Origin of the sequence: Photorhabdus stackebrandtii, assembly GCF_011189495.1 — a bacterium.
Lineage (GTDB): Bacteria > Pseudomonadota > Gammaproteobacteria > Enterobacterales > Enterobacteriaceae > Photorhabdus > Photorhabdus khanii.
Genome location: NZ_PUJV01000009.1, coordinates 16,931 through 33,436, shown reverse-complemented (window position 1 = coordinate 33,436; position 16,506 = coordinate 16,931). Strand labels below are relative to the sequence as shown.

The window sequence follows — 16,506 nt, the reverse complement described above, 5'->3', positions numbered from 1 at the left end:
TCTTCTTTAGTTTTATTCACTATAGCAATTTATTTGTTTAATTATTTTAATTCTCTTGGTTGAAGTATGTGCTTTTGATATAGTTAATATTAAGGAAAATATGATGGTGACACTGGAAACAGAGAGATTAATAATGCGCGCCTGGAAAGAGGAAGATAGGGGGCCGTTCTTTCATTTGAATAGTAACATGGAAGTTATGGAATACTTTCCTGCCACGTTGACGGTTGAACAAAGCAATACAATGGTGGATAGAATTATCCAGAAATCCGAACAGCAGGATGGCTGGGGATTATGGGCTGTGGAGCTGAAAGAGACGGGGGATTTTATTGGTTTTGTCGGTTTGAATATTCCTGTAGCAGAATTGCCATTCTCGCCTTGTACTGAAATTGCATGGCGTCTTGATAAACCATTTTGGGGTAAAGGTTATGCCAGTGAAGCTGCATGTAAGGCATTGGATTTTGCTTTCACTGAATTAAAACTTGAGGAAGTTGTTGCATTTACTACTGTTTCCAATTTTCGATCTCAAAAAGTTATGGAGAAGCTTGGAATGGTAAAAGATGAAAAGACTTTCTTGCACCCTTTATTACCGAATGGGCACCCGCTTCATGAGCATGTGCTTTACAGAGTTCGCCAGTAATAACTCTATATTCTCTTTTCTGGTTTTAGTGACCTTGATGTTTTATACTACTGTTGCATATAGGTACTTTGGGAATTCAAATGAAATATGAATTAGCTGTTATGGCGGCTCTGACTAAATTAAATCATCCCAACACGCGTTCAATTGTGGAAGCAACAGGGATATCTGAGCGTAAGGTACAACAGGTTTTGCAAATACTACAACAAGACTTAGAGGTAAAGATTAACTGTATTAGAAACGGCAAGGCCAGCTATTTTGAAGTTATTTCTTGGGGAATATTTGAAAGTGGTCAGGCGATTAACTGTAAATTGAGCGAAGTGGATCTGGTCAAGTTTAAATATTCCCACCAGCATGAGAAAGACATCAGAAACCAAAGGAATAAAAGAACAATAATGACAACTTATCATGAAAAGAAACATTATTTTGACCGTGTAAAACTAAAGAACTATAGAGACAGTATGCGCCTTGAAGGAATAACTGTTGTTATGAACAGTTTGCCTGAAACCCAAAAAGAGCAAGAAAATCTGAGAGATCAGTTAATTAGAAAATACAGTGTATAGTGAGGTGGTTATGGTGGATAAATATGGCGCAGGGCAAGATCCCTACACATATCCAGATACAGACACTCTTATTAATAAATTGGGTATTCGTGATTCAGTTGTTCTTGAACAGGCAGAAAGAGAACTTACTGAGCTTGCTATACTGAATATTTCATTCCAGGAACCACCTTATAATTTAGCTTTTTGGTGCCACCTCCATAAACAGATATTTTCTGATTTGTATGATTGGGCTGGTCAATTGAGAACAATTGATATATCAAAAGGTAATACTCGCTTTTGTCATGCCAAACGTATTGAAACAGAAGGAAGTAAAATATTTAATATGTTAGGCCGTGAAAATTTTCTCATAGGATTAAATCATCATAAACTCATTAAAAAGCTTGCTGAATATTATGCAGAATTAAATGCGATTCATCCTTTTAGAGAAGGTAATGGAAGAACGCAGCGTTTATTATTTGAGTATATTGTTATAAACTGTGGATATAATATCTCCTTTGAGTCTGTGGATGCTAAACAATGGATTGAGGCTAATATTTCTGCTTATCAATGTAATTATCAGTCATTAATGAAAATTTTCGGAAATTGTGTCTCTTGAATTATATAGGATGGAGATAATATAATAGTTAATAATTTTCCGATATTCTTTTATTTAAGGTTTCAGCTATTATTTTGCTCACTTAAGTTAATGTTATTTAGAGTGAGAAGCTAGTGAAACTAACTAGATCTCACAGATTATAAATCCCTCTGTATTTTTTCTGGCATTCTTTGATAAAATTTTCTGTTGTTTCTGATCAGATTGACATGTATCTTGTCGTGTTACAGTAAAGTGACAAGAAAAAAATTATCCTTGTCACTTTGTTTATTAAATATCTTATTATTAATTAAATTAAAGACAAATTGTTGCCAAAAAAGGACTAAGAAGAATTACCGGCGCACATGATTTAGCACATTTACCCAGAGAATGTTCGGCTTGAAAACATATATTTGCAGACGCAAAGTTAGGTGTGAAAGCAGTAATACTCAATACTAAAAGACAGGCTGATAACTTTTTCATGGTTTGTACCTCATCAGGTGTTGATTGGAGTTATATAATTTATCTGAGTTACTAATTATCGTTCAATAATTAGTGTTGAGTTAATTTTACGCTATTATTTTTGCTGTCTTGTTGAAAATCTGTTGAAGTTACCAAACTTTAAATTTATTTTTTAATTAAATCAAATATATATTTTTGAGCCAGAGATATCTCTATTAATTCAAATTATTTGGGTGAGTGAAAGGATAATTCACATAAGAAATCAATCTGACATTTTTATTCATTTATAGGAATGGTTGTTAATAATTAAGAGTAAGGAATAAGTGCAGATTGGCTACTGTAATATTATATTTAATAACGTCATGTTTTATATGGTTTTGATTGTATAATGATATATTGATCTTCACTTATAACTACTAAAATAGTAATAAAAATTTTTCATTTACATCATTACATTCATAAAAAATATATCACTCTAATGAACTTAAGATAGGAGATAAAAATGAAAAAAAGCTTACCCTATATTGCCTTAATGGCTGGATTGATCGCCACGTCAGTTATAGCAAAGAAGCTTCCTGAGAAAGGTGAGATTGCTGCATTACGGTCTAACTCATGTGCTCAAGGTTACATTGCCCAAATCTATGTAACAGGTGTAACAGGAAGTTGGGGTATTCAAGTGACTCCAGAAACTTATCCAAGTAAGACGACACATTTTGTATCTGATGATTTAGTCACTATAGATAAAGACGCAGGAAAAGCTTTGTTTTCTCTTGCATTAACCGCATTTGAAACACAAAAACGGGTTAATATTATTAACTTCAATGATATGATTAAAGACTGCACTCTACCGAATTCAGAATTCAATCATATTGTTGTATTTAGGTAAAACCGAATGATTCTTTTAAGGCGATTGGGTTATGACGGTAATCTAATAGGAATATATTGAATTGCGATTGGTTAATAAAAACAATGGAATAAGTCGTGAATAAGCCGGAATCAACACCGGTTTAATTATTAACGTTTAATCCTGTTAGTTAAATATTGAAATTTATCAGTGACGTAGAAATAGTAAGGTAAATATAAAAACGGTAAATAGAATCTCTATATCAACAAAAGTTTCTGACATTTGTTAGGTGGTATTTCTTGTATGGAATTATTTTTATATGCAAATATCATTGGTTGGAATTGTTGGGAAAATGAGTGTCATGACTTTATTTATATAAAAAATGAGATTGCTATCAAAGTGGATTAAAAATATAAGTGTTATTGATCATTCTCCAATTAACTAAGGAGAATATTTATGTGTAATTGTTCTGGGTGCGGTGACTCACTGAAAAGAGCTAAATGGGTAAATGGCTATAAATCATGTCCTAATTGTTCAAAAAATAGAGGGTATCATGTTTTTTATGAGGTTGATGATTTCGGAACGAGAAACATGGGGGGCAATCGGGGGATTGAATACCAATCACATTGTAAGGGCTGCCGAGGAGGAGGACGCATTTATCATCCTGTATCTACCTGTAACGCTGACACTGACAGTGATACTGACTAGTACTATAGCCGTACTTACGAAAAGACACTCATAGAAAAGCTTAATTCATGCGGTTTCTCAGCGTTGTGAGCATCAAGGAAAATGCAACTTTCTAGTATCTACGGCTGTAGTACTAGTGGTACTTACTTGATAACAGGGGCAGAACACTATCTTACTTCCTGGCTTGATGGTGGTCAGTGGCATACATCATTTAATGGTACTCTAGTACTACAGCCGTAAAATTTATAAAATCAATGTGTTACTTAATAAGAAATAAACTGAAGATTTGCATAATTTCACTTTCTTATATGGAGCAGATGCCTCATTAGAATGAGCACTACGGCTGTAGTACTAGATAGTGTCGTCATAAATAAATTCATGTCATAATAACCCCATATTATATGAATGGATTACTTAACCATGAGCACACCAGCACACCGCCGTCACGATATTTCTGATCATGTTTGGTGTTTACTTGAGCCTCACCTGCCAGGACGTAAAGGCGCCTGGGGACGCATCGCTTATGATAATCGGTTATTTATTAATGCCGTGTTCTGGATTTTACGGACAGGTGCACCCTGGCGAGATTTACCGCCCGATTATGGTGACTGGAAAAATACGCATCGCCGTTTTTGTCGGTGGCGTGACAAAGGAATATGGGAAGGATTGCTTGAGCAGCTCATCTCTGAACCGGATTTCGAATGGTTGATGATTGATGCCAGTCACATTAAGGTTCATCCCCATGCCACAGGCGTAGAAGGTGGCAATCAGGATATGGGGCGGACAAAAGGGGGCTCAATACCCAGATACATTTGGCCGTGGATGCGCATGGTATGCCGGTCAGAGCGCTTATTACAAGCGGTACCACAGCGGATGGCTCACAAGCTGAGGTCTTGATTGAAGGAATAGATGCGGAACACTTATTAGCGGATCGGGGCTATGACAGCAATACAGTGATTGAACAAGCAGAACACCAGGGCATGGCAGCGCAAATTCCCAGCCGTAAAAATCGCAAGGTCAAACGAGAATATGATCGGGCTCTTTATCGACTCAGGCATTTAGTTGAAAATGCGTTTCTCCCTCTTAAACGCTGGCGTGGGATAGCAACCCGTTATGCTAAAAATAGTGCCTCATTTCTTGCCGCTGTTCAGATCCGCTGTCTTGCTCTTTGGTTAAGTATCTTATGACGATACTATCTAGTAAAAACAGAAGATAAAAATAATGTTGAATTCGACAACAATCCCAACAGACCTAAATAATGAGGTGAATACCCTTGATTTTGTTATGAGGCAATTTCTTAGTCAGCATGTTTTTATCACTTTGGGTCTTATCATTAAATCGAATAGGAAAACCGTAGATGTAAAGCCGATGGTGCATAATATGACGGGGGATGGAGAGAAAATTGAAAACGGAGTCATTTATAATGTTCCAATATTTCGCCTCCAGCGTGGTAACAGTGCTGTCATTATGAATCCAGTGGTTGGTGACATTGGTTTAATTGCTATCTGTGATCGTGATATCAGTAGCGTCAGAGCAACAAAAGCACCGGCATTGCCAGGTTCAAAAAGAACACACAATTATTCAGACGCAATTTATCTGGGGGGCATTTTAAACTCAGAGCCACAACAATATATTGAATTTTCAGATAATCAGATAAATATTGTTTCACCGAATAAAATTAACGTAGTCGCACCGACAACGGAAATTACTTCATCAAATTCAATCACAATGAACTCACCATCTATTATATTAAATGGTGCGGTTATTCAAGGTGGTGGTGGTAACGGTGGAAATGCAACATTCGGTGGAACCGTAACAGCGAAGGGTGAAATTACAGGAAATAGGGTTAAACTTTCATCGCACGTTCATGGCGGTGTAGAATCTGGAGGTTCAAAAACCAGCAAGCCGGAGTGAAGGTGGTGAAAAAAAAATTATTAATCGCAGTTTACACAGCATTGTTTTTATCTGGATTTATTATTATAAATTTTACCAAACTGAGACGTGAACCGCGCGTGATACAAGAAAAAAAGAAGAGAATGAGAAGTGGAGTAAGATAGTTAAAGCTGTAAATAAGGATGATAAATATGTAGAAATGAAGAAATCTTTGTGATACCTAGGTAGATTCTTATTTTTCTCGGTCATTGCTTTAACAGGTCACAATATTATGCTGAACTGTGAAATTGGAAACGGTTATGGTATGTGCGACTCGGAAAAGAGCTTCTTTTGACTGATAAAGAGATAGAAGCAGTTGTTCTGTACTATAAAATTAATCACATTGAAGCCAACATTATTTATTCTAGCTGAAGTTTAGAGAATAAAATAAGGTAAATTGCTTCTTGGTACTAACTCAGAGAGTCCAGACTTAATCACATACCATAGATTAATAGAGAACAGTAAATTATAAACCTTAGTCATACTGGTGGATATAGCTATTCTTGGCTTAGGGTTAATTGTTAACTCACTTGTCATTGTTAAATAGTGCACATTTTAATGACAAGAAGAGTTAAATAGCATATGAAATAATCACAAAAAGCTGTAAGATACATCAACCAATTAAAAATGAGAGATATAAAGAATGTTTAATCTTGAGCAGATCGGGTATGTGGTAAGAAATAGCATGCAGATTATTGTTGATGAGCTTAAGCTTAACTTTGCTGTAGGGGATATCTCTGATGATGATTATAGAATCCTTTCTCGCGGATACGGCGAACTAAATTGGGATGAATGTTTGTCTAGGATAGGAAACAGAGAAGATAAATTTGAATTTTGCTTAAAGCTGGTAGAATGTGGGAATGTGCAAGGGCCTCCTTCTGGGCTAGCTTTATGTACGTATTCCATTGATGAGGAAAGTTTTGAGATTCATATGATAGAGAACTTCTATCGTGATGACGCAGAACACCCTTTAAATGGGAAAATGTTTCAACTTACCCTGATGGCTGCTTACATGTTTTGTAAATCTACACAGGGTAAATATATCCGGATCATTGAGCCTGTTGAAGAAGTAATCTCCTATTACGTTTCCTATGGATTTAACATGATTAAGTGTGGTTACATTATGGAGGCTGATATTGATACGTTTGAAACAATATTCAGGACAATCAAAGATTGATGAAAAAAAGACTAGACACTAGAGCTTATAGTGATAGCATACGGAAACCAACAAGTATTAGTTTGTTTTTTGTGCAAGAGAAAACTTTGTTAATGTGAATACCCCTTATGGGCTCGGAGCTATTGGAGAGAAAATCTCTTAGGAGTCATTATGTCAAAGCAGAAAGCAGCCATTAAAGATATCAAAAAATTTGATACGCAGCAGGTGTATACTGCTGTGGGTGGAGCTATTGACTTGTTGATAAAAGCTGCCCCAAAAATGTTTGAGCATAAGCCAAAAGTTGAGCTTCAAGGAAAGCGTAAGAATCATCGCCAAGCCGCCTAAAATTTTTTGAGTAGTAATCAATAAACCCGCCTACAGTGCGGGTTTTTTCATATCTACACCGCTTAGTTGCGGTTTTTTTATTTCTATAAGGATCGAAAATGCAAACTCGCTCATTTCTTCTTGATATCAAATCATGGGATTTAACGTTAGATGATTCTGGAAATATCGCTATTACTGATAACCCTTATGCTGTGGCTCAGGATGTCGCTTGTGCCTGTAGTACATATCTGGAAGAGTGTTGGTACGACACAACATTAGGTATTCCTTATTATCAGCGCATTCTTGGTCATTGGCCGGGAACTCAGCTAATCAATAGCAAAATGCAACAAGAAGCAATGAAGTTACCTTATGTTCAGTCTGCCACTTGTAAAGTCATAAATGGGAAGGAGAGAACTACTGCGGGCATGATGACAATAACGGACTCGAACAATCAATCAACGGTGGTAAATTTTTGATGACTAATTCTGTAGTGCTGACAACAAGTGTTCCAGGTGTAACCTTTACAAAGACGGGTCTAACTGTGCCCGACGAGGTTGATATTTTAAATGGGCGGCTAAATGATTTGGCTACAGCAATGGGTGGTGCAATGAGTACGAGCTTAACAACACCGCAAGGTCAAATAGCCATGAGTGATGCGGCTATCATTGCTGACAAGAACGATCAGTTACTTGCTATCGTCAATCAAATTAATCCGGATTATGCAACAGGACGTTTTCAAGATGCTATCGGACGAATTTATTTTTTAGATCGAATTCCAGCATCGGGAACAACGGTAACAGCAACATGCACTGGGTTAGTTAATACAGTTATTCCAATTGGTAGTATTGCCCAAGATAAAAAAGGGTATCTTTATCATTCAATAACAGAGGTTAAGATCCCGGACAGCGGCTCTGTTGATGTTGTTTTCCAAAACTCAACATCAGGGCCGTTAGTATGCCAAATTGATGACTTGAACACGATTTATAGCTCGGTGCCCGGCTGGTCTGGTATCAGTAATGCGAGTGCTGGCGTACCTGGCACAGATGAGGAAACCCGCGCTAATTTTGAGTATCGTCGTAAACAATCTGTTGCTAAAAATGCGACAAATTCATTACATGCCATTTATGCAGCAATATTAGAAGTAAATGGGGCAGCAGATTCATACGTTATTTCAAATGATACTTCGGTAGTAAAAACAGTTGGGATATCAAAATACAGAATAGCGCCGAACTCTCTTTATATTGCTGTGTATGGAGGAAAGACTGAGGATGTCGCTAGAGCAATCTGGAAGAAAAAGCCTCCAGGTATTCCTACGAACGGGAATACAACTCACATAATTGTGGATGATGAAAACTATGTTCAGCCTTACCCCAAATATGAAATTAAATATGTGATACCAGCGCCCATTCGTGTTTATGTTGACGTCTCACTTGCTAATAGTGATTACCTTCCTGCTGATATTGAAACACAGGTTAAGTCAGCTATAGCGCAAGCATTTAACGGAGAAGACGGTGGAATGCGAGCAAGAATAGCATCTACATTATTTGCTGGTAGATATTATTCAGGTGTTTATAACATAGATACATCGAGTGTTGATATTTACAGCATTACACTTAGCCGTGACGGTACTGCTTATTCAACATCAATTAGTTTTGGTATTGATGAAATCCCAACGCTTGACACTGATAATATATCCGTAAAATTAGTAGGTTCATAAATGGAAAATGTGGAAGCAACTATTCTTGCTCAGTATGCCGCTAGCCCAAAACTCAACTCACTTATTCGAAGTTTCAATGCCGCTGTTTCCTCTGCTGAATTTATTAATACATTTTACGACCTGATTTGGAATATTGACACAGCAAACACGTATGGGCTGGATGTGTGGGGAAAAATAGTGAATGTTAGCAGATGGTTGACTGTTAATGAAAATGCAAAATATCTGGGATTTGGTGAAGCTTTTCTGAGTATTTCGACAACAACAGATCCAGACCCATTTGGCCAAGCGCCATTTTACGCCGGGGAATCAAAAACAAAAACTATTGAACTATCAGATCAGATGTATCGAAAGCTGATTATGATGAAAGCCATGTCAAATATATCTGATTGCACTATACCAAACATCAACAGAATGCTTGTTTATATGTTTAGCGATAGCGGACGTGCATATATCACTGATGATGGAAATATGACGATGAGTTATGTATTTGAATTTCAGCTATCAACAGCAGAATTAGCAATTGTTCAAACATCAGGAATACTACCATATCCAGCCGGTGTCAGCGTCTCTATTGTTGAAAGAATACCGAAAAATGAAATTAACTGAAAAACCTACTCTTATTACTGTTCCGTTCGCAAAAGATGGAAACTATAACGAAATTGCAACAAAGTCTACTGAAAATAGTTTGGCGAAAGGTATAGCTACGTATCAGAGCGGTTTTCCTCTGTTAACGATGACAGCAATATCTGCTGGTGGAATTCCTCCATCTGGCAAGGATATGAACGGGATATTGAATGATATTACTACCGCAATACGTTACTCAATGTTTGGTGGCCTGTATTCGTATGATGCTGATTTTAGTGCTGCCATTGATGGTTATCCTAAAGGGGCTATTGTTGCCAGTGATGATGGAAGTAAAATTTGGTGGAATGGGGTAGAAGATAACAATACAGATCCGGATAGTACATTAGCTTCCGGTTGGAAAAATCTGTTAGCAGATCCTAACGGGTTATTTCTACAGAAAGCCAATAACTTATCTGATATTAATAACAAAGCGACAGCGCGTAATAATTTAGGACTGGGAGAGCTTGCAACTCAAGATTTTATTCCCGATGCCACATTAGCCCAAAAAGGAATTATTCAGCTTACTGACAAGACAGGCAACAGTAATATACTTGCAGCAACTCAGAAACTTGCTTCCAATGTAAATGATAATGCAAATAGTAAACTCGCTAAAAATCAAAATGGCGCTGACATCTTCAATAAAACTGAATTTGTAAAAAATATCGGTTTATCGGAAACGGTAGAATTGGCGAAAAGTGCCGTGCCGAGTAGTCGGAAAATTAACGGGAAGCCGTTGGCTGGGGATATTAGTTTGAATGCTGAAGATGTGGGAAGTTATGCTAAATCTGAGAGCGATAATACTTTCTTGCGTATTTCTAGCAATAAAACCGCAACTGTTGGCAGTTTACTGATTGACAGTAAAACTCCTTTTCCTAAATTGCGTTTCAAATCGAAAGATGGGTATGTATTGGGAATTAACGGTACTGAAGGGAAATTGTTGCATATCTATTCTAACGATCCCAGGAATCAGCGACGTTACAATATATTAACACCTGAGAGAAGTGGTACTCTTGCATTACAAAATGCAGCCATAAAATCTGAAAATGGTTGGTGGCAATGTGGGGATACGGGGATAATTATTCAATGGGTTAAAGTTCCATCAGGTCAACAATCATGGATAAAAGTAAATTATCCAATTTCTTTTAAAAATAAGCTTTTTGGCTATATTGCAAGCATGTCGAGTATCAATACATCAACTGGTCACACATTAGTACGTAATGTAGCACTATCGACATTTGAATATCAAGCAGGTACTCCCAGCAATGATGAGAATCCAAGCAGAGTTGTACATATATTATTTGGGGGGGTATAAATGGTCTATTTTTCCATAAAAGAATGTGCTTTTTATAATGAAGTTCATGAAGAGTGTGTTGAAATAACAGTAGAAAAACACAATGAATTACTTGACGGTCAATCACGCGGTTTTGCTATCGTCAGTGATAAAGACGGTTATCCAATTCTTAAAAAACAAGCGCCATCTGTTTATCACAAATGGGATAGTGAAAAGTGGATAATATCAGAAAGTGATAAAATAAAGCTTAGACGGGAACAGCAACAACAAGCAGAACATAAGAAACAGCAACTTATGTTCACTGTAAGTAAACAGATCGCTCCGTTACAAGATGCTGTAGATTTGGGGATGTCGAGTGATGAGGAAAAATCGCTGTTAGCAGAGTTAAAAAAATATAGAGTATTATTGAACCGCATTGATGTTAATTCAGCGTCAGATATTAACTGGCCCGAAAAACCCTTAGAATAATGGAATCAGGGCCAATTGAACGTTTAGATAAGTCTAATCAAATATGGCTTTTTTGCACTACTCTGACTGAATCGTCCTCAAAATGTTGGATAACCATCCAACATTTAAAGGTGTAGTCCATTTATGTTTTAGTCTATTAGGTAATCATCAACCCACCAGGATAATACTTAATCCAATCAATAGCAGCATTGGGGTTAAATGGCTCAATACTCAGTCCTTCCAGGCATTGCCAGAGTTCTTGGGTGTTTTGGGCGGTAATAACAATGCAGTCCGGCATCACCCGGATCTTTAGTGGCATTCCGAAGGTAAATCCGGCCTCCTGTAACCATTTTCCTTGTAAAGAAATGCTGTTTTTAGCTACCTTGCCAAAACGTTCAGCTTGGGAAATTCGGCGAATTGTTTTATTATCGCATTTAGCCATAATTAACTACCTCATATAGTTAGTTGTGGTAAGCAGGGTTATCGGGTGCCCGCCCGGTAGCTCTGCGTCAGTGAAAATAGTCTCTCAATGTTGAATTATGAACTATAGGTCACCTTTCTGCAATAAAAATGTGACCTATAGTTTACCTAGACTTTTCGTTTTCAGGTAGTCCATTGAGGGCATCATTCCAGTGTTGATCCCGTTCTATATTATTCACTATTTTGCTGATCCATGTTTCTGATTTGCCCCACCGTATAGCCAGTTCGCGGCGCGTCCAGCCTTTTCGTTTTATTTCAGACTTAAACAATTCTGGCGGTATACGTTTCAAAATTACTCCACAAATATAAACTGTTTATCGGTACATCATAGTATAGCTATTTCGCCGGTAGGGTGACATTGGTAAATAAAATGACCGCTTAAGTGAGACAAACAAGACTCCATGAACATTAGGATATGTCACACCAGAAATACCGATCACTAAGGCGATTGTTATATGAAGTTGAGTTACATGTGTGCATCAAAAGCTGGTGGTATCAGGTGCTGGATTTATAAATAATGCCCTATGAGGCAGAGATCTGATGAGGCATTTTATTTTGCACTACGCATTATGATAGAGGTTAATGAGTATAGTATTAATACCTGACTGTGAGGAATTGGTTGCTGTGCTACGGGTATAAAAAAACCAACCTAATTATGGTTGGTTTTTCCAAAAGCTCGGCGGCTCCTTTGCGTATCCTTTTGTGTCCCTTCATTGTCCGGTCAGTGTCCAATCAACTTTGCTAACTCACTGTTTTTAAAGCTGTTGTCCTGTCACTGTCCTTGCTAAATTGGTGGAGCTGGCGGGAGTTGAACCCGCGTCCGAAATTCCTACAGTTTCCTAGATATATATATAAAACATATAATTATGTTATTTTTCAATGCATTATCGTGCAATAAGGAACAATATAGAACACTGGTTTTTAAACTGAGTGGACACAATATGGATCTTATTGGTTCTCTAACTTCAACTGTGTGAGAGGGTTCTTTGTTATTGCGTCTTCTAAATGATCAGGGGAGAAGTGTGCATAGATCATAGTCATCTTGATGTCTGTATGGCCTAGAATTCGTTGTAATACTAATATGTTGCCTCCATTCATCATAAAATGGCTGGCGAATGTGTGCCGTAGAACGTGAGTACATTGGCCTTCTGGCAAGTCAATTCCAGCACGTTTTACCGCCCGTTCAAAAGATTTACGGCATGGGGTAAATAATTTACCTCGTTTCTTGGGAATCCGATTATATAGTGATTCGGAAATAGGTACGGTTCTGTTACGTTTGCCTTTAGTTTTGATAAATGTAATTCGATGCGGGGTTACTTGATTACCTTCTAATTCTTCCGCTTCGCTCCAACGTGCACCTGTAGCTAAACAGATTTTGGTAATTAAAACTAAGTCTTTGCTTTTGGATTCCTTGCAGGCATCCAGTAACTGAATAATTTCATCAGGATATAAAAAGGCCAGTTCATTTTCTTGAATCTTGAATGCTGGCAAACCTGATAATGGGTTAGGATAGTTAATATGACCAAGTTTTTTTAAAGTACCAAAGACAGACGATAAATTACGGTGTTCAAGGTTTACTGTGATTGGTTTTACTGCCATGATTCTACCTTTTGAATCAGGTAAGAAACCCATTAACCGCTGTTCTCTGTATTTACTAAAGTCAGCGGCAGTAAGCTGATTAGCAGTAGGATCACCTAGCCCATTACAGATGGCCGTCAGTTTTGACAGTAATCTGGCGGGGTCTGCTAATGTTCGGCCATAGAGTGAATGCCAGAGTGAAATTAGCTCAGATAGTTTTCTGTTATCTTCTTTCTCCGCTATCCAAGGTTTATCTTCCATTTCACCCAAGATATAACGCTCATAAGCAACAGCTTCGCCTTTAGTTGCAAATTTCTTACGAATACGTTTGCCCTTCACGCCATTGGGCCGTAGATCACAGAGCCATTCACCAGAATCAATTTTTTTGACAGACATTATAAGACCGTATAAATAGAAATAACTTTTCCTAATACATTGATTTCGTTTATATCACAATCAATTGGATATTTACCACCATCCATACGAATCCTATTACTAGGAAGAAGAAGCAAATCTTTGAATGAATGCTTTCCTGAAAATTCAACTAACCACTTACCGTCATCAATATTTTTGTTGCTTTTATCGACAAAATAAATGTTTTTGCCATCTCTGATAGCGTCAAGGTCATTGTAGTTTTCGGGAAGAATAATTTTGTCAAAAATGAGAGAATTGGAGCGGGCTAGTTTTTCATCAATCAATTTAAATGTTGCTAATTTTACGGTCTCAGTTTGAATTGCACTGTAAACATTTCCCGTACCGAATGAGAGCCATTCGATAGATGCTCCTGTTTCTAACGCGCACCGTAATACCAGGTCAGAGGGGAAATTATCGCGTAACATTCTGTTACCTAGGGAACCTTTGCTTATACCTAAGTAATTTGCTAGCTGACTCTTTGTTGTAAAGCCGTACGCTTCACAAATCCTATCTATGGCAGGTCTTGCACCAGTTTCTAAATTCATTTTTCACCAAAAGCGAACTTTAATATTGACGTTCTTATTTGGCGGCCATATCATGCTTATGGTTAGACATATAAGAACATTAAGGGACAGTGTTATACAATCACGAACAGTTGATAACATAGATCACGAAAAGAGAATTTTGCACTATGCAGATTATTAATTCAATACAAGCTTAGCCTCGCTGGGTTACGTATCAACAATTTTGTGGTTTATCAGGTATTTGCTTGAGAACCGCTAAGTATTACGTTGCTACTGGTAAGGTGAAAATTAGACCTAAGAAAAAACCAAATGAACGAGTTTTCATTGATTGGTGGGATTGGTCCAAAGGTTGATCAATCAATCGTTAGCTCTTGATTTTTGTGTTTACATTATGGGAATTGAAAGGTAAATAAAAATGTTTGATTACCAAGTTTCCAAACAAGCACACTTTAATCGTGCTTGCCGGGCATTCGCCAACGCTCGTAGGGGCAACTTAGCTCAAATTGCGGGAGTTATCGGAATGAATCCGCAAATGCTGTGCAACAAGTTGAACCCTGAACAGTCCCATATGCTGACTTGTGTTGACTTGATGAAGTTAACCGATGCAACGCAAGACGCATCTATTTTGGATGGATTACTGGAGCAATTGCAGTGTCAACCATCGGTGCCGGTGAATGAGATTTGTGATTCCAACATGTCGAGTTATTTGTTAGGTGCAACGGCAGAAGTGGGAAAACTGGCAAGTGCTGTTGTTTCGGGTGGTCATTTCAACCATACCCGTGTGGTTGAGTTTAAGAGATCGGCTAATAATGCGATCAGATTATTAACTTTAGCGGATATCACCATTTCATCAAGATGGCATACTAATCCTGCATCCAGTTCGGCTGTTGATGTTGTTGCAGGTATTGGGAGCATTGTTAGTGTGAGGTCAGCATGAATGCATTAGAGCAGCAAGAACATCAATATAAATTGACTGGTGAGTCATTTAAACCCAAAAAAGATAGATTTATCTATCCCATCGTTCTATGTGCTTTTGCTTATTTTATTCTGTTCCTGATTCGATGAGGTTTATATGAACACGGAATATCAATTTGAATCAAGTGAACAACGCGCATTCTCAATATCTTTTGAAGCGCGGGTTAATGGATTTTCTATATAGCACGGATACCAACTGATAGGCATGAACTGGCATTGAATGAATTAACCGGTGAAGAAATGACTAATTTGATAAGAGCAATCAATCTTATTAAGGCAACGAGTGCATTATTACCGAATAATCTATCACTGCCTAATTAAATAAAAATAACTACCGGTTTAATTTTAATGGCGCTAACACGTCAGGGGTTTTTATTACCTAAAAAAAGGAAATTAATAAATGCAAGCTACAGGTATTGATCAGTTAATAAAAAAGGTGCGGGAGGATGAGCGTAAACATTATGCAGATTTATTTTCATCCCGTTTAGCAAAGTTGTCCGCTCATGTTCTGAAAAATAAAATGGATCACGCGGCCAGTGCAGCGCTTTTGCAACGTGAATCTGAGAGCGTCGAGCGTCAGGCCCAGGAGTGGCACTATGTCTGATGTTATTGACCGTGCTTGTCAACATGTAGATGAAACATTAGAGCGCAGAATATTAAAGCATATAAACCGCCCTGTTGGTGTTTCTGCATTTGAATGTGAGGACTGCGGGGAAGTAATCCCCGTAGAACGTCGGATGAAAATTACAGGAGGAGTATGTGAGATGACTAGATATCATGATCTAACAACTAAAAATTTTGATTGCATTGTGTCAAATCATCAGCTTTGTATTGATATATCGGTATTTATGCCCGTGATTGAGGAAAACGATATTGTTATTTTGCGTGAATATAAAGGTGTTAGGGTTAAAACCTTTATCGTTAATTCTGTGATAAGGGATGATGTTAGCTGTGATTATTCATATGGAAATATCAGATATGAACTTACATTGCTATCACCGAATTTTTTCTTTCGTGAGGGTGAATAATCATGAAAGTGAAAAACAAAACTCATCATTAAAAATAATTTTTGTTATAGCCATTGATAACGGAAAGAAAAAATCAAAATTTAGAGTAAATGATCGAGAATATAAAACAGGTGATTTTCTTGCATTGAATAAAATTGATGATAATGGAAATTTCATAGGAAGATTGATTTCAGGAAAAATAACCCATGTAACGGTAATTAATAAAGATTTGTATCCGCAGATAGCGGAAGAGTTTGTTTTGCTTTTATTTTAATT

At 37.3% G+C, this 16,506-nt stretch carries 22 protein-coding genes; 18 read left to right on the top strand and 4 right to left on the bottom strand.

Annotation, left to right across the window (positions count from 1 at the left end; genetic code table 11):
• The first annotated feature begins 103 nt into the window (after positions 1 to 103).
• The 13 genes from C5470_RS09805 (at position 104) to C5470_RS09745 (ending at position 11,273) form a co-directional block, all read left to right on the top strand.
• Complete coding sequence (locus tag C5470_RS09805) at positions 104 to 637, top strand: GNAT family N-acetyltransferase (protein WP_166288561.1); 534 nt, start codon at positions 104 to 106, stop codon at positions 635 to 637.
• 80 nt (positions 638 to 717) lie between these two features.
• On the top strand, positions 718 to 1,197 hold the full coding sequence (locus tag C5470_RS09800) for a YhfG family protein (RefSeq protein ID WP_166288311.1): 480 nt from the start codon (positions 718 to 720) through the stop codon (positions 1,195 to 1,197).
• Positions 1,198 to 1,207: 10 nt separating this feature from the next.
• The gene (locus tag C5470_RS09795; protein ID WP_166288308.1) at positions 1,208 to 1,792 is read left to right on the top strand and encodes a putative adenosine monophosphate-protein transferase Fic; all 585 of its coding nucleotides are present in this window, start codon (positions 1,208 to 1,210) and stop codon (positions 1,790 to 1,792) included.
• A gap of 940 nt (positions 1,793 to 2,732) precedes the next feature.
• Positions 2,733 to 3,116, top strand: coding sequence for a hypothetical protein (locus tag C5470_RS09790; RefSeq protein WP_166288305.1), 384 nt, complete (start codon positions 2,733 to 2,735; stop codon positions 3,114 to 3,116).
• A 1,065-nt stretch (positions 3,117 to 4,181) separates the two neighbouring features.
• Positions 4,182 to 4,948 (top strand): IS5 family transposase gene (locus C5470_RS09785; RefSeq protein WP_166288302.1). Its coding sequence is split into 2 segments (ribosomal slippage): positions 4,182 to 4,557 and positions 4,557 to 4,948, totalling 768 coding nucleotides; the frame shifts between segments, so codons are not numbered across the junction.
• A 34-nt stretch (positions 4,949 to 4,982) separates the two neighbouring features.
• Positions 4,983 to 5,675, top strand: coding sequence for a Gp138 family membrane-puncturing spike protein (locus tag C5470_RS09780; RefSeq protein ID WP_242687889.1), 693 nt, complete (start codon positions 4,983 to 4,985; stop codon positions 5,673 to 5,675).
• A gap of 661 nt (positions 5,676 to 6,336) precedes the next feature.
• Entirely contained in the window at positions 6,337 to 6,870 is a 534-nt protein-coding gene (locus C5470_RS09775) for a hypothetical protein (RefSeq protein ID WP_166288299.1), read from the top strand.
• A gap of 150 nt (positions 6,871 to 7,020) precedes the next feature.
• Positions 7,021 to 7,194, top strand: a complete 174-nt coding sequence (locus tag C5470_RS09770) for a hypothetical protein (RefSeq protein WP_011147570.1) — start codon at positions 7,021 to 7,023, stop codon at positions 7,192 to 7,194.
• Positions 7,195 to 7,292: 98 nt separating this feature from the next.
• On the top strand, positions 7,293 to 7,649 hold the full coding sequence (locus C5470_RS09765; protein ID WP_166288296.1) for a contractile injection system sheath initiator: 357 nt from the start codon (positions 7,293 to 7,295) through the stop codon (positions 7,647 to 7,649).
• Positions 7,649 to 8,890: a baseplate J/gp47 family protein gene (locus tag C5470_RS09760; protein ID WP_166288293.1), complete on the top strand. Its 1,242-nt coding sequence runs from the start codon at positions 7,649 to 7,651 to the stop codon at positions 8,888 to 8,890. Before C5470_RS09765 ends, C5470_RS09760 begins: the two co-directional genes overlap by 1 nt.
• Positions 8,891 to 9,496, top strand: a complete 606-nt coding sequence (locus tag C5470_RS09755) for a DUF2612 domain-containing protein (RefSeq protein ID WP_166288290.1) — start codon at positions 8,891 to 8,893, stop codon at positions 9,494 to 9,496. It abuts the gene before it with no gap.
• Positions 9,483 to 10,826, top strand: a complete 1,344-nt coding sequence (locus C5470_RS09750; protein WP_242687887.1) for a phage tail protein — start codon at positions 9,483 to 9,485, stop codon at positions 10,824 to 10,826. The genes C5470_RS09755 and C5470_RS09750 overlap by 14 nt, the downstream gene beginning before the upstream one ends.
• A complete protein-coding gene (locus C5470_RS09745; RefSeq protein ID WP_166288287.1) occupies positions 10,827 to 11,273 on the top strand; it encodes a tail fiber assembly protein in 447 nt (148 codons plus the stop codon).
• 136 nt (positions 11,274 to 11,409) lie between these two features.
• Here the strand turns inward: C5470_RS09745 and C5470_RS09740 are convergent, their stop codons facing one another.
• The 4 genes from C5470_RS09740 to C5470_RS09725 all read right to left on the bottom strand — a co-directional run bounded on the left by C5470_RS09740 (position 11,410) and on the right by C5470_RS09725 (position 14,269).
• Positions 11,410 to 11,694: a SymE family type I addiction module toxin gene (locus C5470_RS09740; RefSeq protein WP_166288284.1), complete on the bottom strand. Its 285-nt coding sequence runs from the start codon at positions 11,692 to 11,694 to the stop codon at positions 11,410 to 11,412.
• A 142-nt stretch (positions 11,695 to 11,836) separates the two neighbouring features.
• Positions 11,837 to 12,022, bottom strand: coding sequence for an XRE family transcriptional regulator (locus C5470_RS09735; protein WP_166288281.1), 186 nt, complete (start codon positions 12,020 to 12,022; stop codon positions 11,837 to 11,839).
• A 658-nt stretch (positions 12,023 to 12,680) separates the two neighbouring features.
• On the bottom strand, positions 12,681 to 13,706 hold the full coding sequence (locus tag C5470_RS09730; protein WP_166288278.1) for a site-specific integrase: 1,026 nt from the start codon (positions 13,704 to 13,706) through the stop codon (positions 12,681 to 12,683).
• Positions 13,706 to 14,269, bottom strand: coding sequence for a phage repressor protein CI (locus C5470_RS09725; protein ID WP_166288275.1), 564 nt, complete (start codon positions 14,267 to 14,269; stop codon positions 13,706 to 13,708). The genes C5470_RS09730 and C5470_RS09725 overlap by 1 nt, the downstream gene beginning before the upstream one ends.
• Before the next feature lie 394 nt (positions 14,270 to 14,663).
• Here C5470_RS09725 and C5470_RS09720 point away from each other — a divergent pair, with 394 nt between their 5' ends.
• The 5 genes from C5470_RS09720 to C5470_RS09700 all read left to right on the top strand — a co-directional run bounded on the left by C5470_RS09720 (position 14,664) and on the right by C5470_RS09700 (position 16,504).
• Entirely contained in the window at positions 14,664 to 15,185 is a 522-nt protein-coding gene (locus tag C5470_RS09720; RefSeq protein WP_166288272.1) for a phage regulatory CII family protein, read from the top strand.
• A 254-nt stretch (positions 15,186 to 15,439) separates the two neighbouring features.
• Positions 15,440 to 15,544, top strand: a complete 105-nt coding sequence (locus C5470_RS22770) for a DUF5347 family protein (protein ID WP_242687886.1) — start codon at positions 15,440 to 15,442, stop codon at positions 15,542 to 15,544.
• A 79-nt stretch (positions 15,545 to 15,623) separates the two neighbouring features.
• A complete protein-coding gene (locus tag C5470_RS09710) occupies positions 15,624 to 15,827 on the top strand; it encodes a DUF2732 family protein (protein WP_166288269.1) in 204 nt (67 codons plus the stop codon).
• Complete coding sequence (locus C5470_RS09705; RefSeq protein ID WP_166288266.1) at positions 15,820 to 16,251, top strand: TraR/DksA C4-type zinc finger protein; 432 nt, start codon at positions 15,820 to 15,822, stop codon at positions 16,249 to 16,251. Before C5470_RS09710 ends, C5470_RS09705 begins: the two co-directional genes overlap by 8 nt.
• Positions 16,244 to 16,504 (top strand): DUF3850 domain-containing protein, encoded by a 261-nt coding sequence (locus C5470_RS09700; protein WP_166288263.1) that lies wholly within the window; start codon positions 16,244 to 16,246, stop codon positions 16,502 to 16,504. The genes C5470_RS09705 and C5470_RS09700 overlap by 8 nt, the downstream gene beginning before the upstream one ends.
• The last annotated feature ends 2 nt before the right edge of the window (positions 16,505 to 16,506 follow it).